Annotated in this window: 25 protein-coding genes and 1 tRNA gene; 16 read left to right on the top strand and 10 right to left on the bottom strand. The window is 45.3% G+C overall.

What is annotated here, in order from left to right:
- The first annotated feature begins 3 nt into the window (after positions 1-3).
- Positions 4-306: a hypothetical protein gene (locus OL444_RS22760; protein WP_264729542.1), complete on the top strand. Its 303-nt coding sequence runs from the start codon at positions 4-6 to the stop codon at positions 304-306.
- On the opposite strand, the gene OL444_RS22755 is transcribed toward OL444_RS22760, so the two are convergent.
- Genes OL444_RS22755 through OL444_RS22745 form a run of 3 tightly spaced genes read right to left on the bottom strand, consistent with a single transcriptional unit; the run spans position 295 to position 3,606 of the window.
- Entirely contained in the window at positions 295-1,587 is a 1,293-nt protein-coding gene (locus OL444_RS22755; protein WP_264729543.1) for a serine hydrolase domain-containing protein, read from the bottom strand. The two genes, OL444_RS22760 and OL444_RS22755, sit on opposite strands and share 12 nt — an antisense overlap.
- Positions 1,588-1,602: 15 nt before the next feature.
- Positions 1,603-2,397 (bottom strand): SDR family NAD(P)-dependent oxidoreductase, encoded by a 795-nt coding sequence (locus OL444_RS22750; protein ID WP_264729544.1) that lies wholly within the window; start codon positions 2,395-2,397, stop codon positions 1,603-1,605.
- A 12-nt stretch (positions 2,398-2,409) separates the two neighbouring features.
- Positions 2,410-3,606, bottom strand: coding sequence for an MFS transporter (locus OL444_RS22745; protein ID WP_264729545.1), 1,197 nt, complete (start codon positions 3,604-3,606; stop codon positions 2,410-2,412).
- A gap of 106 nt (positions 3,607-3,712) precedes the next feature.
- On the opposite strand from OL444_RS22745, the gene OL444_RS22740 reads away from it, so the two are divergent.
- From OL444_RS22740 to OL444_RS32025, 4 genes are all read left to right on the top strand, one after another.
- Positions 3,713-4,603: a LysR family transcriptional regulator gene (locus OL444_RS22740; RefSeq protein ID WP_264729546.1), complete on the top strand. Its 891-nt coding sequence runs from the start codon at positions 3,713-3,715 to the stop codon at positions 4,601-4,603.
- Positions 4,604-4,895: 292 nt separating this feature from the next.
- Positions 4,896-5,300, top strand: a complete 405-nt coding sequence (locus OL444_RS22735; RefSeq protein WP_264729547.1) for a carbohydrate-binding protein — start codon at positions 4,896-4,898, stop codon at positions 5,298-5,300.
- Positions 5,301-5,395: 95 nt separating this feature from the next.
- Positions 5,396-5,479: transfer RNA gene (locus tag OL444_RS22730), tRNA-Leu, on the top strand.
- A gap of 429 nt (positions 5,480-5,908) precedes the next feature.
- Positions 5,909-6,460 carry a phage integrase SAM-like domain-containing protein gene (locus tag OL444_RS32025; RefSeq protein ID WP_371878112.1) on the top strand — a complete coding sequence of 184 codons (552 nt, stop codon included), beginning with the start codon at positions 5,909-5,911 and terminating at the stop codon, positions 6,458-6,460.
- Here OL444_RS32025 and OL444_RS22725 read toward each other — a convergent pair.
- Positions 6,346-6,792: a hypothetical protein gene (locus OL444_RS22725; protein WP_264729548.1), complete on the bottom strand. Its 447-nt coding sequence runs from the start codon at positions 6,790-6,792 to the stop codon at positions 6,346-6,348. The genes OL444_RS32025 and OL444_RS22725 overlap by 115 nt on opposite strands.
- Positions 6,793-7,371: 579 nt before the next feature.
- Between OL444_RS22725 and OL444_RS22720 the strand changes: the two genes are divergently transcribed.
- Positions 7,372-8,517: a DUF8189 domain-containing protein gene (locus OL444_RS22720; RefSeq protein ID WP_264729549.1), complete on the top strand. Its 1,146-nt coding sequence runs from the start codon at positions 7,372-7,374 to the stop codon at positions 8,515-8,517.
- Positions 8,518-8,618: 101 nt separating this feature from the next.
- Here the strand turns inward: OL444_RS22720 and OL444_RS22715 are convergent, their stop codons facing one another.
- The 3 genes from OL444_RS22715 to OL444_RS22705 all read right to left on the bottom strand — a co-directional run bounded on the left by OL444_RS22715 (position 8,619) and on the right by OL444_RS22705 (position 11,679).
- Positions 8,619-8,807, bottom strand: a complete 189-nt coding sequence (locus OL444_RS22715; protein ID WP_264729550.1) for a hypothetical protein — start codon at positions 8,805-8,807, stop codon at positions 8,619-8,621.
- 110 nt (positions 8,808-8,917) lie between these two features.
- Positions 8,918-11,320: a TonB-dependent receptor gene (locus tag OL444_RS22710; RefSeq protein WP_264729551.1), complete on the bottom strand. Its 2,403-nt coding sequence runs from the start codon at positions 11,318-11,320 to the stop codon at positions 8,918-8,920.
- 209 nt (positions 11,321-11,529) lie between these two features.
- Positions 11,530-11,679, bottom strand: coding sequence for a hypothetical protein (locus OL444_RS22705; protein WP_264729552.1), 150 nt, complete (start codon positions 11,677-11,679; stop codon positions 11,530-11,532).
- A 290-nt stretch (positions 11,680-11,969) separates the two neighbouring features.
- Between OL444_RS22705 and OL444_RS22700 the strand changes: the two genes are divergently transcribed.
- Positions 11,970-13,253, top strand: a complete 1,284-nt coding sequence (locus OL444_RS22700) for a M57 family metalloprotease (protein ID WP_264729553.1) — start codon at positions 11,970-11,972, stop codon at positions 13,251-13,253.
- Between the two features lie 205 nt (positions 13,254-13,458).
- Here the strand turns inward: OL444_RS22700 and OL444_RS22695 are convergent, their stop codons facing one another.
- On the bottom strand, positions 13,459-14,784 hold the full coding sequence (locus OL444_RS22695; protein ID WP_264729554.1) for an alpha/beta hydrolase family protein: 1,326 nt from the start codon (positions 14,782-14,784) through the stop codon (positions 13,459-13,461).
- Between the two features lie 114 nt (positions 14,785-14,898).
- Here OL444_RS22695 and OL444_RS22690 point away from each other — a divergent pair, with 114 nt between their 5' ends.
- The gene (locus OL444_RS22690) at positions 14,899-16,320 is read left to right on the top strand and encodes an aminotransferase-like domain-containing protein (RefSeq protein ID WP_264729555.1); all 1,422 of its coding nucleotides are present in this window, start codon (positions 14,899-14,901) and stop codon (positions 16,318-16,320) included.
- A 440-nt stretch (positions 16,321-16,760) separates the two neighbouring features.
- Positions 16,761-17,744 (top strand): PLL family lectin, encoded by a 984-nt coding sequence (locus OL444_RS22685; protein ID WP_264729556.1) that lies wholly within the window; start codon positions 16,761-16,763, stop codon positions 17,742-17,744.
- A gap of 137 nt (positions 17,745-17,881) precedes the next feature.
- On the opposite strand, the gene OL444_RS22680 is transcribed toward OL444_RS22685, so the two are convergent.
- Together OL444_RS22680 and OL444_RS22675 are read right to left on the bottom strand one after the other, a co-directional pair.
- Positions 17,882-18,052 (bottom strand): hypothetical protein, encoded by a 171-nt coding sequence (locus tag OL444_RS22680; RefSeq protein ID WP_264729557.1) that lies wholly within the window; start codon positions 18,050-18,052, stop codon positions 17,882-17,884.
- 141 nt (positions 18,053-18,193) lie between these two features.
- Positions 18,194-18,385 carry a class I lanthipeptide gene (locus tag OL444_RS22675; protein ID WP_264729558.1) on the bottom strand — a complete coding sequence of 64 codons (192 nt, stop codon included), beginning with the start codon at positions 18,383-18,385 and terminating at the stop codon, positions 18,194-18,196.
- A gap of 669 nt (positions 18,386-19,054) precedes the next feature.
- Here OL444_RS22675 and OL444_RS22670 point away from each other — a divergent pair.
- From OL444_RS22670 to OL444_RS22640, 7 genes are all read left to right on the top strand, one after another.
- Positions 19,055-20,044, top strand: coding sequence for a hypothetical protein (locus OL444_RS22670; RefSeq protein ID WP_264729559.1), 990 nt, complete (start codon positions 19,055-19,057; stop codon positions 20,042-20,044).
- Between the two features lie 133 nt (positions 20,045-20,177).
- A complete protein-coding gene (locus OL444_RS22665) occupies positions 20,178-21,116 on the top strand; it encodes an NAD-dependent epimerase/dehydratase family protein (protein ID WP_264729560.1) in 939 nt (312 codons plus the stop codon).
- Between the two features lie 37 nt (positions 21,117-21,153).
- Positions 21,154-22,062: a helix-turn-helix domain-containing protein gene (locus OL444_RS22660; RefSeq protein WP_264729561.1), complete on the top strand. Its 909-nt coding sequence runs from the start codon at positions 21,154-21,156 to the stop codon at positions 22,060-22,062.
- A 53-nt stretch (positions 22,063-22,115) separates the two neighbouring features.
- Positions 22,116-22,811, top strand: a complete 696-nt coding sequence (locus OL444_RS22655; RefSeq protein ID WP_264729562.1) for a type 1 glutamine amidotransferase domain-containing protein — start codon at positions 22,116-22,118, stop codon at positions 22,809-22,811.
- Positions 22,812-22,852: 41 nt separating this feature from the next.
- Positions 22,853-23,833 carry an alpha/beta hydrolase gene (locus OL444_RS22650; RefSeq protein ID WP_264729563.1) on the top strand — a complete coding sequence of 327 codons (981 nt, stop codon included), beginning with the start codon at positions 22,853-22,855 and terminating at the stop codon, positions 23,831-23,833.
- 213 nt (positions 23,834-24,046) lie between these two features.
- The gene (locus OL444_RS22645) at positions 24,047-25,741 is read left to right on the top strand and encodes a hypothetical protein (RefSeq protein WP_264729564.1); all 1,695 of its coding nucleotides are present in this window, start codon (positions 24,047-24,049) and stop codon (positions 25,739-25,741) included.
- 25 nt (positions 25,742-25,766) lie between these two features.
- Positions 25,767-26,261 carry a hypothetical protein gene (locus tag OL444_RS22640; protein ID WP_264729565.1) on the top strand — a complete coding sequence of 165 codons (495 nt, stop codon included), beginning with the start codon at positions 25,767-25,769 and terminating at the stop codon, positions 26,259-26,261.
- Position 26,262 lies beyond the last annotated feature (1 nt).

Raw genomic sequence — 26,262 nt, 5'->3', positions numbered from 1 at the left:
CATATGCCGAATGACAGTAAATCACCGCATATTTTAAATACTTCTTCCAACCTGTTGGGATTTTGTCTGATTGTACTCACATCGATCAAGGTGGCACGCTTTAACCATGTCACCGTGATCGATGATAGTACCGGCGTAGCGGCCATCCTGCTGATGGCCAGCTGCCTGTTATCTTTTTTGTCGATGCGGACAACGCGGGTACAGCGGGGAGAGCGGCTGGAAACAGCGGCTGACTATACCTTTCTTGCGGCACTGATCTGCATCAGTATTACCATTGTATTTGTGTCCTTCAATCTACTTACCTGACCGGCTATACGCTGATGGGAGCAGTGCCTGATAGGTAGCTACTTTAAACTCTTCGCCGATGCGCCAGTAAAGAGATAAATATTCCTGGGTAAATAATAAACCGATGAGTGCTTCCTGCGGATCACCCCATGCGTGAGAATTAAAGGCGCCGCCCCATCCATAACTGCCCTTACTTAAAGGCTGGAGATAATCATTCTTGTCGGTTTCCAGGGCAAAACCACCCAGGGTAAACTGAAAATTCTCCGGTAAGCCAGGAACCGGCAGGCCAGGCACGAGCTGATTGGTGAGCATTAGCTCCACTGTTTTGGGACTGATAATATTTTTATGCTGATACCTTCCTTTATGCATAAACAGCGATAAGAATTTCGCATAGTCGTTGACGGTAGATACCAGTCCCGCGCCACCGCTGAGATAAGCGCCCTGCACCAACGGAAACAACGGATCTACGCCATCATAAATAGGATGGTTGACTTTTACCAGCCGGCTACCCTGATTTTCGTATAGGCTTACCAATCTTGCATGTTTGGCCGCCGGTAAGTGAAAGTGCGTGTCTTTCATCTCCAGCGGGGTAAAGATATTTTCCTGCATAAACACATCCAGGGGTTGCCCGCTCCATATTTCTACGAGGCGCCCCAGTACATCGATATTTTGTCCGTAGGAAAACGCTGCGCCGGGCTGGTGGCGAAGGGGCTGCTGTGCCAGCAGGTTGATTTGCGTAGCCAGGTCGGACGTAGTGGTGCCAACACCACTGAAAACACCGGCTTTGGCATAGATGGCCCGCATGGTGGCATTGCCGAATATAGCAGCGTAGTCAATGCCGGAAGTATGGCGTAATAAATCGCGGACCGTGATTTCCCGATTGGCTGCCTGCGTGGTATAGCTGCTGTCTGCCGGATTGAAAGTAGCCACTACCCGGGGATTTTTAAACGCAGGAATATAGCGGGACACCGGATCATCCAGCAGGAATTTACCTTTCTCCCAAAGCATCATCACTGCCAGGCTGGTAACAGGCTTGGTTTGGGAGGCGATCCGGAAAATGCTGTTGATCGTCATGGGCTTTCGGGTTTCCGTATCGGCATACCCGAAAGCCTTACTATACACTACCGTACCATTTTTGATGATCAGGGCTGTGGCCCCGGTAATGTGCTGTGCCTGCATATTACGATGTATCACACTATCGATCTGTTGGGCTCTTTGCTGATTAAATTCCAGCTGCGCCCATACAGTAGGGCTATAGATCAGTATGCTGAGAAAAACAAGGATGCTATATATTTTCATCATAGATAATGTACGGCATTAAACAATTGATTTGACTACGCCGCCGTCTACACGTAGTGCAGCGCCATTGGTAGCCGCGGCCAGCGGACTGGAAAGATAGGTGACCAGACTGGCTATTTCATCTACCGTAGCGAATCGCTGCAGGAGAGAGGTAGGGCGCATTTTTTTAAAGAAATCCGCTTCTGCCTGTGCCGGCGTAATATTGCCTTCTATAGCCAGTTGTTTAATGAAATCACTGACCCCTTCCGAATTAGTAGGGCCAGGCATAATAGTGTTAACGGTAACTGCGGTACCTTTGGTAAGTTCGGCTAAACCCCTGCTAACAGATAACTGTGCAGTTTTAGTAGTACCATAGTGAATCATTTCTTCCGGAATATTCACGGCAGACTCACTGGAAATGAAGATAATACGCCCCCAGTTTTTTTTCAGCATCGCAGGCAGCAACTGCCGGGAAAGCCGGATGCCACTCAGTACATTGATTTCAAAGAAACGCAGCCAATCTTCATCTGTAATATCCAGGAATGCTTTCGGTTCAAAGATGCCGGCATTATTGATCAGTATATCCGTGCCCGTTATTTTTTCCAGCAAAGCGCTGATATCGGTTGGTTTGGAGAAATCCGCCGCTACGCCGGCTACCGTAGCGCCAGGTACTTCCTGTTGCAGGCGTGCTACCGCTTCCTGTACCCGCTGGGATGTGCGGCCATTGATAGTAACGGCTACGCCTTCCTGTAACAGTTGTCTGGCAATGGCATAACCTATTCCTTGTGTGGAGCCGCTAACGAAAGCGGTTTTTCCTGTGAGTTGTAAATTCATATGATGGTTGTTTTATTTTTTAAGTGTAGAAAATGCAGGGAGCGTTGTACCGGCTGCCAGCAGCAAACATAATGCGCCCACCCAGGGAGTGGCGCCGGGTCCTGCGTCGGAAGCAATGATGTATCCGCCTGCCCAGGCGCCGATGGCAGCACCGGCATTGAATGCGGCGATATTGAGGGCGGAAGCAACATTGACCGTTGCCGGGGCCACTGCTGTTGCGGTTTGTACCACATACAGTTGGGAGGCCGGTACAGTAGCAAAGGATAAGGCGCCGATAATAAATAAGGTCATCACTGCCGGAATGGTATGATGTACCGTGAAAGTAAAAATAAACAATATCAACGCTTGTAACAGCAAAATGTTCCGAAGGGCAGCCAGCGGATTTTTGTTGGCAATGACCCCGCCGCTGATATTACCAATGGCTACCGCCACGCCGTATATCAGTAATACCAGACTTACGAGAGAGGCGGATATACCGGTTATTTGCGTAAGCAGGGGAGAGATATAGGTAAATACCAGGAATACGCCGGTGTAATTGAGAACGGTGGTCAGCAAGGCTATCAGCAACTGCTTGTTGCGTATCACTTGTAGTTGTTCTTTCCAGTGCCCTGTTTTTTCCTGCCGGATCTGTTCGGGTAACAGGAGGATATTGGCCAGCAGGCCAATGAAGCCCAGGGCAGCTACTCCCATGAAGGTAGCGCGCCATCCCAGAGATTGCCCGATAAGGGTGCCCAGCGGAACACCCGTGACCATCGCAACGGTCAGTCCTGCAAACATCAGTGCAATGGCACTGGCTCTTTTGTCGGGCGTAACAATGGCGGCTGCAATGGTAGCGCCGGTGGAGAAAAATACCCCGTGAGCAAAACCCGTGATCACCCGGGCGAGGGCCAGCAGCAGGTAGCCGGGGGCGTAGGCCGCCGCGGTGTTGCCGGCAATGAATAATATCATCAGGGAGATAAGCAGTTGCTTGCGAGGAAAGCGGTTGGTCAATGCGGTTAATACAGGGGCGCCAATGGCTACGCCGATAGCATAATAGCTCACCAGCGCTCCTGCCGACGGGATGGAGACGCCCAGATTGCCGGCAATAACCGGTAACAATCCCACGATCACAAATTCTGTGGTACCAATACCAAATGCGCTGATGGTTAATGCCCATAAGGCTGCAGGCATGCGACTTTTAGCGGTGGAGGCGGTGAATGTTGTTTCCATTTTTATCAACGATTGTAATTTTACAATACAAAATTGTCGCAAGTTTTGGTATAAATTAAATAGTATGATTTATAGATTAGTATAAATAAATTTATACTTTTGAGATATGGTAAATTTTGAATGGTACAGAACTTTTAAGGCGATCTATCAGACGGGTACCTTAACCGGCGCTGCGCAGGAGCTGCTGATTTCGCAGCCTAATGTAAGTCAGCACCTGGCATCGCTGGAGAGCTATGTACGGCATCCGCTTTTTGAAAGGAAACCACGTAAAATGGTGCCTACCGAATATGGTAAACTGTTTTACACCCAGATCATAGAAGCCGTGGAAAAACTGGAAGGGGTAGAGACAGATTTCCGGGAGGCCTGTGCGAAACAGGTGCCCATGACCTGTATCGGCGCTCCGAAAGAGTTTTTTCATGCGGTCATGGCCTCCCGGTTAAACCGGGTAAATTCCAGCCTGGTATTTAATTTCGGTATCACCAAACAGCTGATGGAACGCCTGGACAAAGGAGAGCTGTATTTTGTACTGGCCACCCATTGTCCAGAACATGGAAAAAACATCGTGCATGAACCTGTGCTGGAAGAGCGTTTTTTACTGGTGGCGAGTCCGGAACTGGATGCAACCGTTTTTAAGAAAGCCGTCAGTAAGGGTGACCTGGCCACCGCAGAGCAGTGGCTGCTGGAGCAGGATTGGATTTCCTACAGCAGCGACCTGCCGATCATCCGGCGCTTCTGGGCAGACAATTTCCGCAAAAGGCCCCTGTTGAAACCCCGTTTCATTGTACCTGATTACGACAGTATCCTTAAGTCGGTGAGCAGCGGTTGCGCGATTGCTATCGCTGCCGATTATCTGGTACGTCCGCTGCTGAAGGAAAAAAAGCTGGTATCCTTATGGCCTGGTGCGCATTCCACGGCCAATACGATCTATCTCGCCTACGATAAAACCCGGGTCACTACAGACCAGGTCAGCATGATGAAACAGATGCTGGGTATATAACAGGGTGTGGCGGTTACATGAAAAGAAGGGGATATCGATATATCTGGAGAGGTAGTAGGGATAAAAAACAAACCAGGTTATTATAAAGGCAGATGATGGTGTAACTCAGCAGGGGCGTGGTTTAGGTAGATGCCTGCCTTATTTTTTTTCCTGCAACGTATATTTCTTTCCGTTATTGTTGTATGTTGATATTACATAATTCCTTAATTTTATGAGATTTATTGTAATTTTCTGACGGAAACATACGGAGCATGTTTTCTGTACAGGCATCAGCACAATTGTTCCTATCCCTATGAGGTTGATTCTATTTCTTTTTTTTGCATTCGTGCAGTTGTCTGTCGTAGCACAGACGGCGGCGCCGACGGCAAGAAAAGGCAATTATGAAACGGAATTCAAAATGAAAGAGGGGAGTTATCTGGGATTTGCCCAGGTAAATTTAAGTTTAGGAGAGATTGGATTTAAAGTGGAAGTAGCCTGCGAACACAAAAAAAGTAATGCCCGGCTGGAGTTCCGTATCGATAAGCCCAAAGGAAAAATAATTGGTACCCTCGACATTCCCTATACCGGCGACAGTACCTACGCGCTGAAACTTACCGGTAACCTGCGGCACGCAGAAGGCATACATGATTTGTACCTCGTGGCCAAGGGGCCGCTTACCTTTAGTATCACTTCTTTCAGCTTCATTTATAATTATTAATATAGCCATCCGCGTTAGTTTTAAAAAAAGTTGATATTTTTTTTGGAAAGATGAAATAGCTGTTTATCTTTGCGTCCCTGACACGGAAAAATGATGCCCAGATGGCGAAATTGGTAGACGCACTGTGTTCAGGTCGCAGCGCCTGCAAGGGTGTGCTGGTTCGAATCCAGTTCTGGGCACTTAGAAGGCTTGTAAGTAATAAACTTACAAGCCTTTTTTAATGCAGTCAAGTGTCATTTTTAACGCCTTTTTGCGCTTTCTCCCACTATTGTTGACACACAATTGACACACCGAATGACACACCGAATTGCTGGAATATTACCGGCATACCATCATCTCCAATGTATTAAAAAAATCATCTCAGAAAAGTTTAAGAAGCAGTGCTTGATCTCTTCACTGTTATATGGTTTTGGCAGATTTAATTTCGCCAGAATGTCAGTACTGACAACACTTCCAGGTGATTTACAAAAAGTTTTTTACACTCGCTTTTTTTCACTTTTTCACAGTTTAGAAAACGTAAGTAGAAATAATACTGACAGCATGCTGAAACAAGCTGCCATGGCGTATTTATTGTGCTACGATTTTAGTAATCCTAAAAGCAAGCGCTTATGAATTTCTTAAAACGGTTAAGTAAAAAAGGGGATAAAATTACATTCTATTATGATTACGGTCACGGTCCTGGCCAACGTCCTACAACAGGAATATTTATCTATAAGCAGCCCAAAGACCAGATCCCAAAGAACCATAACAAACAAGCCCTTGCCCTGTTGGAAACCCAAAAAAGTCAATTAACCATAGAGCAGCAGGCAACAGGAAGTGCATTTATCCCTGCACATAAGTTTAAGGCAAACTTCATTGATTATTACGACGAATATGTAAAACTCAACTCACCTAAGGGAAACCGGCATCTGTCAAACAGCTTAACGCAATTCAGACTGTTCATAGAAAACGATTTTATAGCACCAATAGATATTAATGAGAATCTTTGTAAACGTTTCCGACGCTTCCTCTTAGATAAGTATACCGGAGAAACGCCGCTCAATTATTATGCAAGGTTTAAATGGGTACTCAATGCAGCTACCAGCGACAACATGATTTTTTCCGGTGGCGTGATAGACATACACAGGATTGATCCGCCTGGCCCCTGCAGGTTTGCATAGTTCGACTGATCATAGTTACCCATATTGGATTCCTTGCCATGTCTTTTGTCTTTGGCCTTTTTCGTATGTGCGAGCCAGTCAGTATGTCCGTATTTTTTGTTGAGATAAGCAGGATTGCCGGCATGGAGAATAGTGCTGTCGGGGTCTTTTACAAAGCGGTAATAGTTTTTGAAAGAGGTATGTATATGGAAGTCCGAGAAAGACCGGTATCGTGTGGAATCCCGTTGCTGTGCCTGCGTGGCGCTGACTATTGATAAAACGGCAACTGCAAGGTATATCGTTCTTTTGGTTAATAGCTGCAGCTGGCGAGGTTTATAGGAAAAAATCCTCATCTTGGAACGGATTTTTTACGGCAATCAGTTTTGATTTCCCCGGATGATCAATGCTGTAGAACAGGTTTTTATTTTCCTAAACAACAGGAAAATAAAAAAGTTTTAAAAGAAAGTATACTATTCGAAAAATTCAGGTGGATGATAAAAAGGTGAAGACAGCAACGCGGGCAGATTTCAGTTAATGCCTGCGTACAGGGATAATTATCACTCCTTTTTATCAGGTGTGTGCATTAATGATTGGTCAGCATAAGTATTGCTAAAAAGGACAGCGGTTGGGTGTGAAAAAGAGGAGGTGCTGGCCGGAATAACAATGGAACTTTTGTATATTAGTAGTACCATTTTTATTAACCCTCAAGTAGCTTCATCATGATAAGTTATCCTGACATTACCATATTTGTGTTCCGTTTGTCTCCTGTAGTTTTTTCACTGATAATAGTTTGCTGCAGGCAGTACCGGCAGCTGTAGTGTACTGTGCCTATATATCAGCATGGTTTTAGAAAACCATGTAGTAGCATATTTCCTGCCAATGATTGTATACTCTTATCAGCAATTCCATTTTTATATATATAAACCCGATTTATGAAAAAGAAAATCTATCTGAAAGTATGGGTAGCTGTACTGGCCATTAGTATGCTGGGGTTATCCTGCAAAAAAGAAGTATCGCCGCTGGAAAGAGCGGACAGTAAAGCTGAAAATCTTGCTGCGGCCGCAGGAAGACTGACAACCGTTGCTATTATTGGTGATCCCGTAGTGATTGCCCGTAATCAGGTGGCAGTAGATGTATTTGCGAGAGGTGTCAATAATCATCTGTGGCACCGGAAATATCGTGAGGGGAGTGGTTGGGTCGACTGGGTTGATCTGGGTGGTTACATTACTTCAAGTCCTTATGCGGTATTCAGAGGTACCAATGGAAATGGTATTAATGTATTTGCGATGGGAGCCAGCAATAACCTGGTGCATATCTGGTATACAGATTCACAAGGTTGGGGAGGCTGGGATGACCTGGGAGGAAATATTACTTCTGCACCGCAGGCAGTAGTGAGAGGTGTAAATGGAAATGGTATTAATGTATTTGCAAAAGGAGCCAACAACAATCTGGTGCATAGGTGGTATACCGATGCCCAGGGCTGGGGAGGTTGGGATGACCTGGGCGGCAATATTATTTCAGCGCCATACGCAGTGGTAAGAGCTACTAATGGTAGCGGCATCAACGTATTTGCAAGAGGGGTCAATAATAACCTGGTACACAAGTGGTATACCGATGCGCAAGGATGGGTAGCAGGCTGGGATAATCTTGGTGGTAATATTATTTCTGCTCCGTTAGCAGTGGTGAGGGGCGTGGGTGGCAGCGGTATCAATGTATTGGCAGTGGGAGTCAGCAATAACCTGGTACATAAATGGTATACAGATGCCCAGGGCTGGGGCGGTTGGGATGATCTCGGCGGCACTATTATTTCCAGGCCCTCAGTAGTGGTAAGAGGAACGAATGGTGGAGGAATCAATGTAGTGGCAAGGGGGGCGAACAACAATCTGGTGCATAAATGGTACACCGATACGCATGGTTGGGCAAGCTGGGAGAACCTGGGAGGGGTCATCACTTCTGCACCGTATATTACAACGAGAGGTACATCTGGGCTGAATGTTGTTGCCATAGGTACGGCAGATAACCTGGTGCATAAGTGGTATACGGATGCTACCAATTGGGGTGGCTGGGATAATCTGTAGTTTTTATCAGTGAAAGTAAAACCACCTTATAGCGATAACAAGGTACTAAAAACAATAGCCGGCATTGTTGCCGGCTATTGTTTTTCTTTTTGTAGCGATTGTTAATTCCAGCCACCACCCAGGGCCTGATAAATATTTACCATCGCATTCAGTTGTTGTTTTTTGGTTTCGATGAGTTCAAATTTTGATTCCAGTGCATCCCGTTGTGTCATCTGTACTTCCATGTAATCAGCCCGTGCCGACTTGAACAGGTCATTGGAAATATTGATGGACTGTGTAAGCGCCTCCATTATACGGCGCTACAGTTTTTGGGTGGGTAGGTCACACGTCACACCATCCCATAAAAGCGAATGGCATCAAGGTATACGCCCTGATGCCATTCGCCTGTAGTTGTCGGTGATTAAAATCTTACCGTCAGGTTTGCGGATGCGTTGAAAGGCATCTGCGGACTGATAACGCCCTGGCCGGTGAAATACTGTTCATCGGTGACGTTGTCGAACTTCAATCCTACCCTGAATTTGTTGGCATCATAAAATGCAGTGGCATTGATCAGGGTATACGGTTTGAATACAAAACGACCGGTGGTGGCTGAATTGGCAGTAACGTGTTCGCTTATATAATTAGCACCGGCGCCAATACCCAGGCCTTTCAGTACTCCCTTGTAAAGGGTGTAGCTCAGCCAGAGGTTACCGATGGTGGGAGGGCCGGCATTGGCAGGACGGTATCCATCCGTGTCTTTACCGGTAGTATTCAGTTTGCTGTCGTTATAAGCATAACCGGCAATGAGGTTCAGCCCTTTAAATGGAACCGCCATCACTTCCACTTCTGCTCCTTTGCTACGCTGGGTACCATCCTGTACGATAATCGTGTGCTCGGTACCGTTATCCATCAGCACATCCGGACGGGTCATATTCTTTACCTTGATGTCGTAGTAGCTGGCAGTTACCGTCAACCTGTTCTGCAGGAGATTCAGCTTCACACCGCCTTCCAGCTGATTGGCATACATAGGCTTGAAGTTCCCGTTTACATTGGCCACTGGCTGTGTCACCGGGGGAACATTCACAAATCCGTTCATATAGTTACCGAAGAGGGATACCATTTCCGGAACGACTTCATATACCAGTCCCAGTTTAGGCGACAGGGAAGTCTGATAGAACCTGCTGTCAGGCAACATTTTACCGGATACATGGTTCATGGTGCCGTTGCTGGCAAAATAATCCAGGCGTAAGCTAAGTACCGCTACCAGGTAACGCGTAATGTTTACCGCATCGGAAGCATAGACACCATAAATATTATTGGAAGTATAGTTTTTAACCGGTGCAGCCCCGCTCGTGACAATCTTATTGATGGCATTGCCCCTTGACAGCAGGCTGTATTTGGCGAAGTTTGGATTGGAACCGCTGATGGTATCAAACTTCACAATACCGGAATAGTTGTTAAAAGCGTGCTGGTTCAGGTAGTCTAATCCAACCACCAGGCGGTTACGGATACCGCCTATATGAAAATCACCGGTAAAGTTTTGCTGAATACTGGTGGTGGCAGCATCTGCTTGCTGCAGCTGCACGTTACGCTCTACCAGGTCATCACTGGTATTTCCACGGATAAACTCATACTGGTAAATACCGTCTGTTTTCCTGGTATTCCGGGAGAAATTGGTGCTGGACACCCATCCCCGGCCCAATTTATAATCGATGCGGCCATGAATATTGGAAGATGGCGCTTTTATGGTAATATCGTTATTGGTATAGGACCTGTTCCAGTCGAAATTCATTTCGGATGGATTGGTAGCAAAAAACTTACGGGTTCTGCTCAGGAAGATAATAGAAGGATTGGTACCCTCATAGGAATAGATTTCAGCACCCAGGGTGATATCCAGCCGCTCGGTAGGTTTATAGTTAATTACCGGGGCCAGGAAGAACGATTTCCTGAAACCCGCGTCCTGCGGTGAATTGCGGGTATGGTATGCCGCATTCAGCCGGGCCGTTAATGTTTTGCTCTTGTTCACCGGGCCATATACATCTGCAGTAAGCCTGTTGAGATCATAACTGCCACCGGTATACGAAACCTCACCGCCTAAAGTGTCCAACGGTTTTTTGGTGACTACGTTGATTAAACCGCCAAAAGATGTGACAGCGCCGCCAAACAAGGTGCCAGAGGGACCTTTTACTACCTCTACTGATTGAATATTGGCCATATCAATTTCGCCATTGGTCTGACCGGGAAGACCATCCACCATAGATACCCGGGTAGGGAATCCACGGAGATTGTAGTATACGGCGCCATCGCCACCGCGACCAATACTTCCCTGCATTTTAATCAGGCCGGGCGCATTTTTCAGTCCTTCACTGAGGTCCGTAATAATCTGTTCTGTCATCAGTTTATCGGACAGCGTGGTATATACCTGCGGATTTTCCATGTACTTCAAAGGAAGTTTGGAAACAATACGGCTTTCCTTGTTCAGTTCTTTGCTAATCGTACGGGTACTGATTTCAAATTCCTGTAAGCCGATAGTGCTTTCCTTTAATATAAAATCAGCCGTAGCGCTGCCGTCAGCCGTAAGGGTCACGGTGCGTTTCATTACCGGTAATCCCAGTAAGGTGGCTTTTAGCGTATAATTTCCTTTCCGGAGATGATCAAAGCGGTAGTTACCCTCTTTGTTGGTATATGTTTCCTGGTGTGTTTCCACCAGCATTACCAGTACTTCCCCCACCGGCTGTCCATCGGAGGAAGAAATTTTTCCCTGAATAACAGCATTGGATTGCGCCATCACCTGATCGGCAGCAAGCAAGAAAAATAAAAACAAAAGGATCCGTGTGGGGATAGTCAGGCAGACACGCAGGCCCGACTCACATAAGCAGAATAGTTTCATTAGCGTTGAATAGAAGTTAATGCTCACAGTATATTTGCTCGATTACCGAGCACCGCAAAGCTACTGTGATCACTATTCTTATTGTGATCGGATCGGGAAACCAATTTATGCATTCGGGAAAATATGGTTAAATTTATTATGTTTTATCCTTTCCACCGGCTCTTTACCGGGTTTACCATGCCCGCTTTAGTGGCCTGATAGCTGACTGTTACAATGGCAATAGCTACCGATAAGAAGCTGATCATCGCAAATACCCACCAATGAATACTTACGCGGGGCTGATAATGCTGCAATCATTTATACATACTCCAGTAGGATAATGGGGCAACAGGAAGTACCTACAAACAATCGTTTCATCTGTGGATCCCATAGCGTGTAAGGGAAGTATGCAATGTGTATATCAACACATGATACAAAAGTAACCAGGTAGAGGAAAATACCCAGCCGCTGATTAGTATCCTCATTACCGTTACGTGGTGGAATGCTCTGCACCAGGTCTGCACCCCCTACCGCAAATGCATTGCAGACTAAAAAGATATTTTACACTCCACCATTAGTTTCTTTTCAATCAAAATCTATATTTATGAAATTACATACTGTAATTTGCGCGCTAACGCTTTTTTTAACAATCCTATCCTGTAAGAAGGAAAGCCGGCCCGATGAAAGCCCTGCAGAGGTTTCGCAGGAAACAATTGCTACAATAAAAAAATTAGGTTACTCTTCTCATGGCATTAGCCGCGTTGCCAATGGTTATGTGGTAGAAGGAGATATCTTCCTTTCTGATAAGTACCTTAACGAAGAAAATGCAGGCAAGCCAACTGCACTTCGCATAGCCAACGGCGAGCAATACAGGACCACCAATCTTATAAAAAGATTGCCGCGTGTCATTACTGTATCTGTCTCCAATTTGCCTTCGGTTTATGTAACCGCAACAGATATAGCCATTGCGCGATATAATGCACTGCAAATGATGCTCACTTTTCAGCGTGTAGCGGCAAATGGAGAGGTTAATATCAACTACGCGAGCCTTGGGGCCGGTGTATTGGGGCAATCTGCCGGTTTTCCGGATGCTAGTGGTAATCCTCCCAGCCCGATCCTGTTGAACGCAGACAATAATGCGTTAGGATCAAATCCGGACCAGAATTATCTGGCAACGGTTATCGCACATGAACTGGGACATACTATCGGTTTACGCCATACAGATTACTTCAACCGCAATTACAGCTGCCCCTGGTCTCCTAACCCCAATGAAGGTGACGCAGGTGTTTATGCTCTTCCTATTTATGGCACACCTACTACGGAAGACCCCAACAGCTGGATGCTGGCTTGTATCGGAGCGGGACAAAACCGGCCCTTTAATGCAAATGATATTACGGCCTTGATGTTCCTTTACGGAATGGGAACCGGCACCAACCTAATCCCGGATGGCATTTATAAGGCAACCAGTGTAAACAGTGGAAAAGTAATGGAAGTATATAATTCTTCCCTGGCCGATATGGGAGCGGTTAAACAAGCGACATGGAACGGTGGGGCCAACCAGCGGTGGATTTTCACCTATTTGAATAATGGATATTATCGTATCAAAAATGTGAACAGCAGTAGGGTACTGGATATAAATAATTTATCACTGGCAGAAGGCTCTTTGCTAATTCAGTATGGATGGCATGATGGATATAATCAGCATTGGCAACTGATACCTAATAGTGACGGTTCTTATTTAATTCAGAACAGAAACAGTAAAAAGGTATTGGATGTATTTGGCGCCTCTACTGCGGACGGTGCGGATATTGCCCAATTTTCCCCACATGGCAAAGCTAATCAGCGCTGGTATTTAACACCCGCTCCAATCGAGCTGAATAAAAATTAAACCGGCATAGATATAAAACAAAAAGGCGTCTCTGATTTTGAGACGCCTTTTTGTTGCATTTTAGATAAAATAAGTACTCGTATTTTAAAATCTTCAACATGCAATTTTGATATCCCTGTGAGGTATTATTGCTCAGCAAAAATCGTTTGGTGAGATCGGAGAAGCGGATGGGGATATCTTATCAAATTGAATGAAGCTATATCCTTTATTTATGCCCGAAATACTCCCCGTTACCATAAGTCTTCTTCACCTGCCGTGTCTTCACCCAGTCGCATAACAGCTCAAAGTATCCTGGTGATTGCTTTGCTAAAAGTGCCGGGCCTTGCGGAGTATCTTCCACTTCTATCATGCCATGATCTGCATGGGGGAAGATGACGAGGTCGATGTTTTTCCGGGTGGTGATCGCTTTTTTCAATATATCGATGGTAGCGCCATTGGGTGCTTCCGTGTCTTTACCCGCAATTACCCACAACATCGGGATATCCACGCTGCGGAAGGCCGGCAAGGGATCATAGTCCAGGTTAACATCCTCCGGGAATAGTTGTTTGAGGGTATCCAACTGCGGACGGCTGGCCTTCAGTATTGGGCCGGTATAGTCTCCGTTTAAAGATTTGAACCAGGGTGCCTGGCTGTAACGCGCTTTTAGTATATCAAGCGCTGTCAGTCCGCCATTGAATCGTTCACGTACCACCTGGTCCGTTGCGGCTACTACCTGCATGGCTTGTTCAATCGCTTCATTGCTATAGCCTTGCTGTTGAAGGTCGTGTAGTATTTGCTGCCGGTTTTCTTCACGGGGTGGAATCAGCAGACTGTAGCTGGCAATGAGAAAATCAACCGGTATTTTGCTGGCAGTTAACGGAACGATCCATCCGCCCTGACTTTCTCCCATGAGTCCTATAGGAATGCCCTTTACGGCCGGTTGCGCTCTCACGGCCTTTATTGCCGCCATCATATCCGTTGCAAGCAGTTCAAAGTTGGCGGTTTGCTTGCCGGTAGACCTGCCGGTGCCTGGCTTATCATAAACAAATACGGCAATGTCATGCAAGGGTAACAGGTATTGCAGAAAATTATTGTATACGGCCGATTCCTGTCCGGAGCCGTAATGTAGTACCACCAGGGCCTGTGGCTTTTTATTTACCGGAAGGAACAGTTCTCCATACAGGGAGGCATCCTGGCCGCTAAAACGAATGGGTATAACGGGGAAATGTATACGTTTTCCTGAGAAGGTGTTACCATCCTGCCGGAAATCCAATACGTCATGTGTACAACCACCAAAGCGGGCAAATATATTCGGGTCTTTAGGATTGGCCCATCCGGGACCTGACAGATAACTGCTGTCGGCCTGGAGAAAGAGGCGTCCGGTGCTGCCGTCCATGCGGCGATAACGAAGGTCTTTTCCACGGGAAGGGCTGATCACCAGCTTGCTGCCATCAGGGAGCGCATAGGCGCCGTTGCGGCAGTTGGAAAAGTACTCGTAGTCCTGGGCGGTCGCTGTCTGGAAAAGCAGCCCTGCAATAAGTGCTGTTGTCAAAAGTGTTAGCAATGGTATTTTCATATAGTCGTGGCTGATGTGATTATCTCCCCAAAAATAGCTATTTTGCATGAACTGTAACAGATACAGATTTCAGCTATTTTAGTATAACAGATGAAAGGGTTTCAATATATAGATATCGCAAACCGGATAGAATCGATGATCAACAACGATACCTATCCGCTGGGAGAAAAACTGCCTTCTCTACGGGTCATCAGTGAACATTTTGGCGTAAGTGTGGGGACTTCGCTGAAAGCCTACGGTGTATTAATAGACAAAGGTTTGCTGGCAGCCCGGGAAAAATCAGGATATATACCGCTACGTAAATCCGTGGGGCATACCGCACAACCAGTAGCTACTACGGCTATTCCGGCTATCCGGGAAATTAATGTAAGTCGTATCATCAGCAAAATGCCGGTAGATGCGGGACCATATCCACCTGGCTTCATCTCTTTCTTCAATGCTTCACTGGAAACGCACATGCTCCCTTTTAACGCCGTGCGACGTAGTCTGCAAAAGGCATCCCGTGACCTGACCGGTGCTCATCTGCAATACGAATCTACATTAGGGAACCAGCAGCTGCGGGAACAAATCGCCAGGCTGTCTTTCTACTGGAACGGCAGCTTGTCGGCCAACGATATACTGGTGACTAATGGAACGCTCGAAGCACTGAGCCTTTGTCTGCGTGCAGTGACGCAGCCTGGAGATACGGTGGTGGTGGAATCCCCTTGTTATTATGGGATACTACAGTGCCTGGAGCAACTGCAACTAAAAGTAATAGAGTTGTCCTGTGATCCTGAACAAGGCATCAATATGGGACAACTGGAAGAAATCATCGATTCCTTTGATATTGCTGCCTGTCTGTTTATCTCCAATTTCAACAATCCCAACGGGGTACTCCTATCTGATGAAAAGAAAAAATGGATTGCGGAAATGGCAGGGAAGCGCAAACTACCGGTGATTGAAGACGATGTATATGGAGAATTGTATTTCGGCCCAACAAGGCCTGCTACGATCAAGACCTTTGATAAACACGGCTGGGTCATGCAATGCTCCTCGTTTTCGAAAACAGTGGCTTCCGGTTACCGGATTGGCTGGTGTGTGCCCGGCAGATTTCTCGAAAAAGTATCCCAGCTGAAAGCTACTACGAATGTGGCTACAGCAACAGTATTGCAACTATCGCTTGCCGATTTGCTTAGCAGTGGCACCTATCAGCGTCACCTGCGGAAGCTGCGGCCATTGTTGCATAAACAGGTATTGCTAACCAGTCAGTTTATAGAACAGTATTTTCCTGCAGGAACAAAGATCAGTCAGCCTGGTGGTGGTATGGTGCTATGGGTAGAATTGCCCAAACAGGTGGATGCCTTGAAACTGCAGCAATTGGCGTTGGAGCAGCATATTAATTTCGCACCCGGGCCGCTTTTTTCCAGTACCGGTGGTTATAGAAATTATATGCGTATTAGCTGTAATAAACAATGGAGCCGACAGGTGGAACAGGCTATTCGTAAGCTGGGTAAGCTGGCCGGAACCTGCTAAATACAGATTATGAAATATATGGACGAATAACCTTACATTGAACCAGCCACCTATATACATTTATTGAGGGAATTGAAAGGAGAAGATAGTGACAACCAATAGCAACTTCCTGCCTGCTGTGACCCAGGCTGTCAGGTAAGATAATCAGGATATGAATGCCTTTCTTAGGCTTGCTGGCTCTTTGCTTGCAGTTCAATACACCGCTGAATTGGAGCATTATAGCATTAACAGCTTAAAACTGGAAAAATAAAGCAGCTGACTAAAAAGTAAAATTAGCCAGCTTTTCTGGTGAAATACAGACTGCAGTCCTTATTAGTAGTTTAGTGAAAATAAAGCAGCAGCAAATAAGCCCCGGGAATTGAGAAGCCTATACGAATATATACCAACCAGCTATGTGAATAGTTAACCAATCTCACAGTTTTTAACCCAAAAGAACTAACATGAAAAAACAGTTGTATCAATTATTATTATTGACAATCGTATGTCTTGCCGGCTGTAAAAAAAATGCAGACGTTGCACCACCGGAAGCCATTACCGGGCTATCCGCGTCTGTTACTGCTGCTGTCAAAGCACAGGTATGGAGTGGCTGGAGCCAGGTGCCGGGAAATGGTACCACAACGATATCTGATGCGGCGACAGTCTACAATGGTAAGCTGTATTTGTTTGGAATTGGAACAGGTGATCATAAACATTATGTGAACGTTTTCAATGGTGTTACCTGGAGTAGCTGGAGCGAAGTGCCCGGTGGAGGCACCACGTTATTACCTGATGCCGCAACGGTATACAACAATGCACTGTATCTGTTTGGAGTAGGGATTGGCGACCATAAACATTATGTAAACGTTTTCAATGGTGTTACCTGGAGTGGCTGGAGTGAGGTGCCGGGAAATGGTACCACAACGATATCTGATGCGGCAACAGTCTACAATGGTAAGCTGTATTTGTTCGGAATTGGCACAGGCGATCATAAGCATTATGTGAACGTTTTCAATGGTGTTACCTGGAATGGCTGGCGCGAAGTACCCGGCGGAGGCACTACGTTGCTGCCTGATGCCGTAACGGTCTACAACAATGTATTATATCTGTTCGGAGTAGGAATCAACGATCATAAACAGTATGTAACCATTTTCAATGGTGTTGCCTGGAGCGGCTGGAGTGAGGTACCGGGTGGTGGCACAACTGATCATGCAGTTGCTGCTGCCGTGTATAATAATAACCTGTATTTGTTTGCAATTGGTATCATTGATAACAAGCACTATAATAATGTGTTTAACGGTGTTAGCTGGAGTGGCTGGAGTGTGGTGCCTGGTAACGGCACAACTGAAAACGCAGATGCAGCCGTAACATATAATTCCCGACTATACTTGTTTAGTATTGGTATTACTGATCAGCGTCACTATTTGAATGTATTAAGTAACCAGTAATAGAGGAATGTATAACATTGCTTGATGGTTAGGTGATCCCACATTATTGTTGAATATCAGCTATAGGCATAAATAAAAAACAACGGTATCCCTGTTGCAGGATACCGTTGCCTTATAAAGTGTGTGTGACGTACCGACTAGTAAGGGTCGCAAACAAAGCAACCAGTGCTCTCCGTGATCTCTGTAGTAGGGTGTTGGATGACAGTACCATGTAACTTACCGCCTTTCACCACTAATTTGTCAGCGTTGTTCAGGTCAGCAATTTGGATTTTACCCAGGTTGAGTTTTTTAGGTTGTTTCTTTTTCATGTAAATGGATTTTTTGAATGTAATAGAAAAGTTAACAAAGAAGTTGCCTGAGATGCCAGCTCACAGGTGGGAATAGTGCCTTCGAAAAATACAGGTTTATGGGTATAAGGGCCTGCTACTTAAAAAAGGTACAGTGTGTGCTTAACTGATGTCAGAATCCGGAACCGGACAGATATAGCATCTGGTCAGTCTGGTAGGACTCGTAGTCGTCAGGAAATCTTCGATTGGTTTAACATGTTGTAAACCGCCGTTGAGTGCTGACTGGTCTGCTGGATTGAGGTTCGCAATCTGAATTTTGCCCAGGTTGAGTTTTTTGTTCAGTTTCTTTTTCATGAACGTCGAATTTTGGGTATTATATAAAAGTTAGCGTCTGAATTTAGGCGAAAAACAGGGAAGTGGCTATCACGGAAAAACGGTATTTTTTATCTTGATAAATAGGCTGCAGTGTTTTGCTGTATACTATCCTATAAAGAAAGGTGGGAACAATAAGGTATAAAGAAGCATTTAAATCTGCACAAAGATAACGATACTTAGATGGATGATATTTTAGCTGCAAGATATGCATACCCGGTACTGAAAGCATACCGGTCTTGTACAAACGACAAATCCCGCACTTAGTGCGGGATTTGTCGTTTGTAGTAAATTCAATAAAACACAAATGGCATTTATAGCGCCACTGGATAAGCAGCTGAACCTGAAACCTGGAATCAGGATGCAGGAGGGAAAACTGTAATTCCCAGGAGCGTTACGATGATAATTAAAATTAGCATTACGACTTGTTCGAGTGCGGTGGCGAGTTGCATATGGTCATTTTTTGGGTGAATAGAATGATTGCTTCTTATTATAGAACATATCAAACCGGAATTGGTTGACAGGTCGCGGAAGATTGTCCTTTCTCATTGGGATAGTGGACATAACAGAGATGATGTTACATATTCAGTTGATTGAGATACAGTTACTTTGCCATGATGCCCGAATTTTGTAGTACTATAAAAACTATATATGGGCATTTTGAAGATGTTGATCATGGTAACCGGTATGCAGATACACGCAGGTGGAAACCCGGATTCCGTAAAACCAAAGGAAACAATCATTGACCTCGCTGGTCACCGCGTTCCGGTAATGAAAGATGGTTTATATGACCGCTATCGTTCTAATCCGCCACTTTCAGTGATTGCGTCAGCAGCACCGGAGATTGACCTGAGCTGGTTTAAAACACTGGCTAAAAAGAAAGTAGATATGGGATTTGAATCCTATTCTCCTAATTTTTATTACAAAAACAGCAGCATTACCGCCATTTTCACCGCTAACCTGAGCAGACTGAAAGCACTGATGCCCCCGGAGGTTTTAGCAACGGTAAAACCCATTGCTATATGGCCCAACCGGGGATTGGTGGCCATCACCGCTTATGCATACCACTACTGCGATAACGACACTTACAATGAGGTATCCATCTCCATTGTAACTACAAAACCCGGATCTGCCAAAGCCGGTGTATTTACCTTACTCCGGCAATTGAAGGCGAAAGATTTGTGGGGATACGTACTGAAACTTCCCGTAAATACGGAACTGGCCATGGTAAGAGGTAGGGTGGGATATAACTTGCCAAAGTGGCTAACCGCCATCAGTTATCAGGAAACCAATCAGTCGGTCAGGTTTGATATCGCAGATAATGCCACCGGAAAAACCGATATGATCCTGGAAGGGAAAAAAATGTATATAGCTACATCCGGTAGAGCATTGGTGCGGACCAATTTTATCAATCTGAATCAACAACACCAGTTGACGCATGGCTACACGGATGTGCGTCAGCTGGAACATGCAAGCAGTGCTAAACGGAAGAATGTTACACTAACACTTACAGATGGTGGCTTGTCTGCCTTGCTGAGATCCTTAAAATTAGGCAAGATGATCCGGTATGACTACCTGCCCGATTTTCAGGCAGCCTTGTACGCCCCGGAATTAATTCACGCTACTGCACCAGCGAAGTAAGCACCCTGCCGGCAGCAGGAAGGCCTAAACAAAACCGGCAACGCAATTGTTGACTAGATTTTGAGGCCGGACTTAAAACCGTTTAGTATAATAAATAACTAACAATAACGGTAAACCTGAAAACTGAATCATTATGCAAACGATACTTGGTGCAACCGGACAGATAGGAGAAGCATTAGCAAGAGCACTCAGACAACAGTATACCTCCGACATCCGGATTGTAAGCAGAAAGGCCATAAAAATAAATGATACGGATACCGTGTTTTCGGCCGATTTACAGGACAGCGGGCAAGCAAACGAAGCCTTAAAAGGAAGTGAGATTGCTTACTTTACATTAGGGCTTCCCATGAATACCGATATGTGGGTTGCACAATTTTCCCGCATCCTGCGGAATGTAATAGATGCCTGTAAAAAGCATGGTACAAAACTGGTGTTTTTCGACAATACGTACATGTATCCGCAAAATGCGGAGGTGCTGACGGAAGAAACGCGATTCTCGCCAGTAGGGAAAAAAGGGGCGGTAAGGAAAGAGATGGCGGAAATGCTCTTAAAGGAAATGGAGTCAGGGGCAATAGATGCCGTGATTTGCCGTGCTCCTGAGTTTTATGGTCCGGGTAAAACCCAAAGCATCACCAACACGTTTATTTTTGATGCCATAGCGCAACATAAGCGACTGAAAGTACCTTTAAGAGATGACACCGTAAGATCGTTGATATGGACGCCTGACGCCAGTAGGGCCACAGCGTTAATCGGTAATACACCGGATGCTTATGGACAAACCTGGCACCTGCCCATCGATAATAACCGACTGACCTATCAGCAATTGATTGCGTTGGCCGCTGAGGTGTACGGAAGATCACTACCCTACACCGTTGTGCCGAAATTTGTTTTGCAATTAGGCGCCATATTTAATAAGCGGGTAAAGGAACTCCAGGAGCTACTGCCCAGATATGCGTACGACAACATTTTTGATACGTCAAAATTTAATAAGCGATTTCCTGATTTTGAAATAACGACATTCAAAGAAGGAATAGAACAAATAAAGGCTGAGCAGGAAAGCGCCCATCATTAACAGATGATTTTCTGCCTGTCTGCATAAAAATGAACCAATGAAAATACCAGATAAAATATCATCGATCACGGCATTGCATCATTTTTTGAAATTCAAAAAACCGCTGCATCCTTTGATCAGTATCTTCCACTTTACGGATGTTACCATCGATCCGGATACCATCCTACGTGCCGTCGCCACTGATTTTTATGTCATCGCGCTTAAGAAAGATTGCGCTGGTAGATGTAAGTATGGCCAGCAGTACTATGACTTTGAAGAAGGGATGATGTATTTCGTCGCGCCGCAACAGGTAGTACAGTTTGAAGATATTTTATTGTCAGAGGTGAAAGGCTGTGTGCTACTGGTACATCCCGATTTTTTACATGGGTATCCGCTGGCTGCCAGTATAAAGAATTATGGTTATTTCTCCTATGCCAGCAACGAGGCATTACATCTCTCTGCACAGGAAGAAAAAATGATTATGGACATCATGGAGAATATTGACCGGGAAACAGCTACCAATATGGATGCTTTCAGTCAGGATTTGCTGGTATCCAATCTGGATCTGCTGTTGAAGTATTGTGATCGTTTTTATCATCGGCAGTTCCTGACGAGAAAGAAGGTCAGCAGCGATCTGTTAATTAAACTGGAACAGTTGCTGGATGACTATTTCAAGAGCGATAAACTGGCAGTTAATGGTATACCTACCGTTCAGTTGGTAGCACGGGAGCTCAATCTAAGCCCTAATTATCTGAGCGATATGTTACGTACACATACCGGTCAGACCACGCAGCAACACATCCAGAACCGGCTAATCGAAAAAGCAAAAGAACTGTTGTCTACCACTGGTATGTCTGTTTCGGAAATTGCCTATCAGTTGGGATTTGAGCATCCACAATCCTTTCATCGTTTATTTAAGCATCGTACCACAGTTTCTCCGCTGCAGTTCCGGCAATCGTTTAACTAAGTATTTATCGTAATAATCATCTCCGGATAAAAGATCTTTTTAACAAAAGAAACATGAAAAAACTTTTATTAGTAGTCACCAATGTAGATAAATATGCCAGCGGTAACCTGAAAACCGGTTTGTGGCTCAGTGAACTGACGCATATCTTTCATGCTGCAAAAGAACGGAGCTGGGAAGTTACCATTGGAAGCCCCAAAGGAGGAAATACACCTATTGATCCCGAAAGCCTGAAGCCATTTATGCTGGACGAAGTATCAAGGGAGTATTTGGAGAACAACGCTTTTATGGAGGAATTGAAAAATACCAGTCGCCTGCAGGATGTTACAGAACGGACATTTGACTGTATTTATCTGGCCGGCGGACACGCTACCATGTACGATTTTCCGGATGATGCTACTTTGCAATCCCTGATTAAAAGCCAGTATGAAAATAATAAAATGGTGGCAGCTATCTGCCATGGCGTGGGTGGCTTGTTGAATGTAAAACTTTCCGATGGGAAATATTTAATTGAGGGGAAATCCATCACAGGATTTGATTGGTTTGAAGAAACATTGGCGATGCGAAAAAAAGAAGTGCCTTTTAATCTGGAAGCTGCGCTGAAAGAAAGAGGCGCCCACTTCAAAAAGGCTTTTATTCCGATGACTTCCCATGTGGTTGTAGCCGGACATCTAATTACCGGACAAAACCCTTTCAGTTCTAAGGAAATGGCACAGGTGGTAACGCGGGAGTTGGAAAAGACAAGTAAATAAACAGGTACAAGTGTAATTACTGCAAAATAAAATATACGATTATGGCACAAACAATTCCTGCAGAGAAAGATCCGCAAATTCTCTTGCAAATAAGATCATTTCTGAAAATCCTGAACAATAGTGGTGGTAAGCCATTGGAGACGTTAACACCGCAGGCAGCCAGGCAGGTCCTGGTAGATGCCCAGCAATCAGTGAAAGTAGACACGTCTGGCATAACGGAGTCAGAAAGAGCCATTACGCAAGACGATATTACCGTTAATATACATGTAGTGAAACCGGCGGACGCTCCGCAGGGTAAACTACCGGTTTTTATATTCATTCATGGCGGCGGATGGATTTTAGGTGATTATCCCACCCATAAAAGATTGGTCAGGGATTTGGTTGTTCAGAGTGGTGCTGCGGCCGTATTTGTGGATTATACGCCTTCTCCGGAGGCACGTTATCCGGTAGCCATCAATCAGATTTACGCGGCCACCAAATGGGTAGCGGAGCATGGTCATGAAATCGGGGTGGATGGTGCCAACCTGGCCATTGCGGGTAATAGTGTCGGAGGCAATATGACGGCTGCTGTTTGTTTAATGGCGAAGGATAAAAAAGGACCGGCTATCAAATTTCAATTATTACTATGGCCGGTAACGGATGCCGACTTTAGCCGGGCATCGTATGAGAAATACGCGGAAGGCAGATTTTTAACCACCGCTATGATGAAGTGGATGTGGGATAACTATGCACCGGAGCTGGAAAAAAGAAATGAATATTATGCTGCTCCACTAAAGGCGGATATCGCCGAATTAAAAGGATTGCCCCCTGCTTTGGTACAACTGGCCGAAAATGATATCCTGCACGATGAGGGATTGGCTTATGCCCGTAAACTGGACGAAGCAGGTGTGCCGGTGACGATCGAAACATATAATGGCTTTATTCACGATTACGGTTTGCTGAATCCTTTAAGCCATATTAAAGCGGTGAATTGCTCTCTGGCGCAGGCAGCGTTGGGGTTACGTCAGGCATTATTTTCATAGCAGTTTTTACTATTTGACTATATGGTCATTATCAGCGGGAGGATATAAATATCCTCCCGCTCTGTATTTAAAATTTTGCAGTTTAAAAATATAATGTAAATTGCTGCTATAGCATACCCCTGTATAACTCCCAATTAGTCAACCAAACTTATGTATAATAGCTGTCCCTCGATTGTCAGGCAGAAGATCTGCTGTTTCGTAGCTGTTTTTTTTATGATCACAGTTGTGGCGAATGGCCAGGAGAAGGCCAAAGAACAGGCGGCTGCTGAGAATAGTCCCCCGAAAAAAATTGGTTATGAATATGGTACCCGGATTAAGGTGGATCTGCAGCGAGCCGGATTTACGGATTACTCTATTCCGTTTGATGTACCCTTCCGGGTTTATGGCGATATCCCGAAAGAGATTTCCAAAGTGAAATTAAAAATTATCAATAAGCGCGATTGCAGGAAGTGTAAAGACGATACGATACAGGTGGCAGATTGGTATCGCGATATCCTGCATAAGGCCGATGATTCGGTTGCCAAAAACACTTTTTACTTTGTGATTCCGCCATTAAAGGCGATCAGGAATTACAGTTTCGAATTTGAAATGCAGCGGGACGCCACAGCAGCCGAATCTGAACAGATCAGCATCCTGATGCGGGGTACTATCAGGCGGAATGTCAACGATATATATAACACGGCTACGAACATGACAGACCTGTCGGCCAGATTACAGGACCCCAAAGACCTTGTCATGGGTAAATTGTCGGCCAGCATGACGCAACAGATTATCAGCTACTACGAGGCGAAGGATATCACACTGGATACAGGAAAAATCCGGACGACTGTTAATACCCATTTGAATACCTTCATAGCAGATTCCCTGTATCCGTTGGTCATGCAGAAAAATGTACGTGCAGATAATCTGGAACATAAGATCGAAGCGGGCAAAAATTATTATTTACAGGAACAAAACAATATGAAAACTTTCCTGACCTCCCTGGTAACGCATAAGTCGGAGTTAGGCATTTCTGATGAGTTGGGGAACAGCATTACTACAGCGCTATTGACTGATGACGCCTGGGAATACCGGATTTATGGGGTACAACAAGCAGATGTGCCGGATGTTTTTGATAAGCAGGTAGCTGCTACCGCTTTACCGGATTACCTGAAAGTATCAGCCGATATGAACCAGTTACTGCAGGAAGTAACGGATCAGTTACAGCGTATACAAAACAATCCCGAACAAAAAGCAGTACTGCTTAATGATTATAGTCAGGAGGATATAGCGGTAAATACTGCCCTGCTAAGAAAAATGGGGGCACACCAGCATGCGATCTATATTGCCATGCAACAGTATATAGGGGCTGTCAATGAACTCGAGACACGTTTTAATACGATCAATCTAGACTTAAACCTGCGTTTCCCTATCCAGGTAAATATACCAGGTAAAACAACCGCCGAATTTGTGACGCGGGGAGATTGGTATATTACCGCCGATTTGGGGGTGGCCTGGGTATTTACCAGTCCACACACCGTTATCCGGCCTTATTTTGGTGCGAACTTCAATTTCTTTCCTATTAACCGGCAGGCGAATTATTCATTTATCAAATCCCTGGTACATCCCAATAAGTTAAACCTGCTCAAAAGCTTGTCTGGTGTGATTGGTGTAACGGTGGTATCTTTTTCTGCAGATGAGGAATACGAAGATCTGTTCAATAATTTAAGCCTGATTACGGCGCTGGGCGTGCGGTTGACAGACGGCGTCCGTGTATCCGGTGGCGTGATGTGGGCCTATAGAAAAGACATGAATCCGCTGAAGACAGATAAATCACTGGCTGCGATGCCGTATGCAGGATTGTCGCTCGACCTCGATCTGAAAAAATGGATAGAGAAAATCACCAAAAATATTACCGGTTTCAATTAATCACCTGACTTAAACTGTTACATAGATGCCTATCATCAATTTTGAATTGCTCAATGGGGCCAGTAACTGGCCGGTGTGTGCAGGACGTAAGTTGAATTTAAAGTTCCGCTGTATTTTACAGGCAGAAACAACGCCACTGAATCTAACGTTGTCCTATACCAGTGCTAATCCTGACGTCTTCTTTCTGGAGGGGGGGAAACGGCTGCCGGCACTTTCCCATTCTGGGTTTGTCATGACGGGTAGTATGAATAAATTCTCAGATACGATTGTATTGGATGCTGCCGGTAAAGAACAAACGACTATACGTATCGTAGCTACTATTCCGGGAAGTACGTCCGATACCGGATTTACGACAGCTGTCAGTTTGTGTGAAGCGGTGAACCTGCAGTTGAAGGGTTTTAAGGCTGATATTACTTTACCGGCGATGAAGGAGAGTTATCCATTTAGAAACTATGCTTACCAGCCTGCTTCCGTGCCGGCTATCCGTTTTTTTATTCGTAAGGCCCAATTAAAAAAATAAC

The sequence above is a fragment of the Chitinophaga nivalis genome (genome assembly GCF_025989125.1).
Taxonomy (GTDB): Bacteria; Bacteroidota; Bacteroidia; order Chitinophagales; family Chitinophagaceae; genus Chitinophaga; species Chitinophaga nivalis.
This window is presented reverse-complemented; position numbering and strand designations above follow the sequence as displayed.

Coding starts and splice junctions, on each gene's coding strand:
- OL444_RS22760 (WP_264729542.1), top strand. CDS start 4: ATGCCGAATGACAGTAAATCACCGCATATTTTAAATACTTCTTCCAAC.
- OL444_RS22755 (WP_264729543.1), bottom strand. CDS start 1,587: ATGATGAAAATATATAGCATCCTTGTTTTTCTCAGCATACTGATCTAT.
- OL444_RS22750 (WP_264729544.1), bottom strand. CDS start 2,397: ATGAATTTACAACTCACAGGAAAAACCGCTTTCGTTAGCGGCTCCACA.
- OL444_RS22745 (WP_264729545.1), bottom strand. CDS start 3,606: ATGGAAACAACATTCACCGCCTCCACCGCTAAAAGTCGCATGCCTGCA.
- OL444_RS22740 (WP_264729546.1), top strand. CDS start 3,713: ATGGTAAATTTTGAATGGTACAGAACTTTTAAGGCGATCTATCAGACG.
- OL444_RS22735 (WP_264729547.1), top strand. CDS start 4,896: ATGAGGTTGATTCTATTTCTTTTTTTTGCATTCGTGCAGTTGTCTGTC.
- OL444_RS32025 (WP_371878112.1), top strand. CDS start 5,909: ATGAATTTCTTAAAACGGTTAAGTAAAAAAGGGGATAAAATTACATTC.
- OL444_RS22725 (WP_264729548.1), bottom strand. CDS start 6,792: ATGAGGATTTTTTCCTATAAACCTCGCCAGCTGCAGCTATTAACCAAA.
- OL444_RS22720 (WP_264729549.1), top strand. CDS start 7,372: ATGAAAAAGAAAATCTATCTGAAAGTATGGGTAGCTGTACTGGCCATT.
- OL444_RS22715 (WP_264729550.1), bottom strand. CDS start 8,807: ATGGAGGCGCTTACACAGTCCATCAATATTTCCAATGACCTGTTCAAG.
- OL444_RS22700 (WP_264729553.1), top strand. CDS start 11,970: ATGAAATTACATACTGTAATTTGCGCGCTAACGCTTTTTTTAACAATC.
- OL444_RS22690 (WP_264729555.1), top strand. CDS start 14,899: ATGAAAGGGTTTCAATATATAGATATCGCAAACCGGATAGAATCGATG.
- OL444_RS22685 (WP_264729556.1), top strand. CDS start 16,761: ATGAAAAAACAGTTGTATCAATTATTATTATTGACAATCGTATGTCTT.
- OL444_RS22680 (WP_264729557.1), bottom strand. CDS start 18,052: ATGAAAAAGAAACAACCTAAAAAACTCAACCTGGGTAAAATCCAAATT.
- OL444_RS22675 (WP_264729558.1), bottom strand. CDS start 18,385: ATGAAAAAGAAACTGAACAAAAAACTCAACCTGGGCAAAATTCAGATT.
- OL444_RS22670 (WP_264729559.1), top strand. CDS start 19,055: ATGGGCATTTTGAAGATGTTGATCATGGTAACCGGTATGCAGATACAC.
- OL444_RS22665 (WP_264729560.1), top strand. CDS start 20,178: ATGCAAACGATACTTGGTGCAACCGGACAGATAGGAGAAGCATTAGCA.
- OL444_RS22660 (WP_264729561.1), top strand. CDS start 21,154: ATGAAAATACCAGATAAAATATCATCGATCACGGCATTGCATCATTTT.
- OL444_RS22655 (WP_264729562.1), top strand. CDS start 22,116: ATGAAAAAACTTTTATTAGTAGTCACCAATGTAGATAAATATGCCAGC.
- OL444_RS22650 (WP_264729563.1), top strand. CDS start 22,853: ATGGCACAAACAATTCCTGCAGAGAAAGATCCGCAAATTCTCTTGCAA.
- OL444_RS22645 (WP_264729564.1), top strand. CDS start 24,047: ATGATCACAGTTGTGGCGAATGGCCAGGAGAAGGCCAAAGAACAGGCG.
- OL444_RS22640 (WP_264729565.1), top strand. CDS start 25,767: ATGCCTATCATCAATTTTGAATTGCTCAATGGGGCCAGTAACTGGCCG.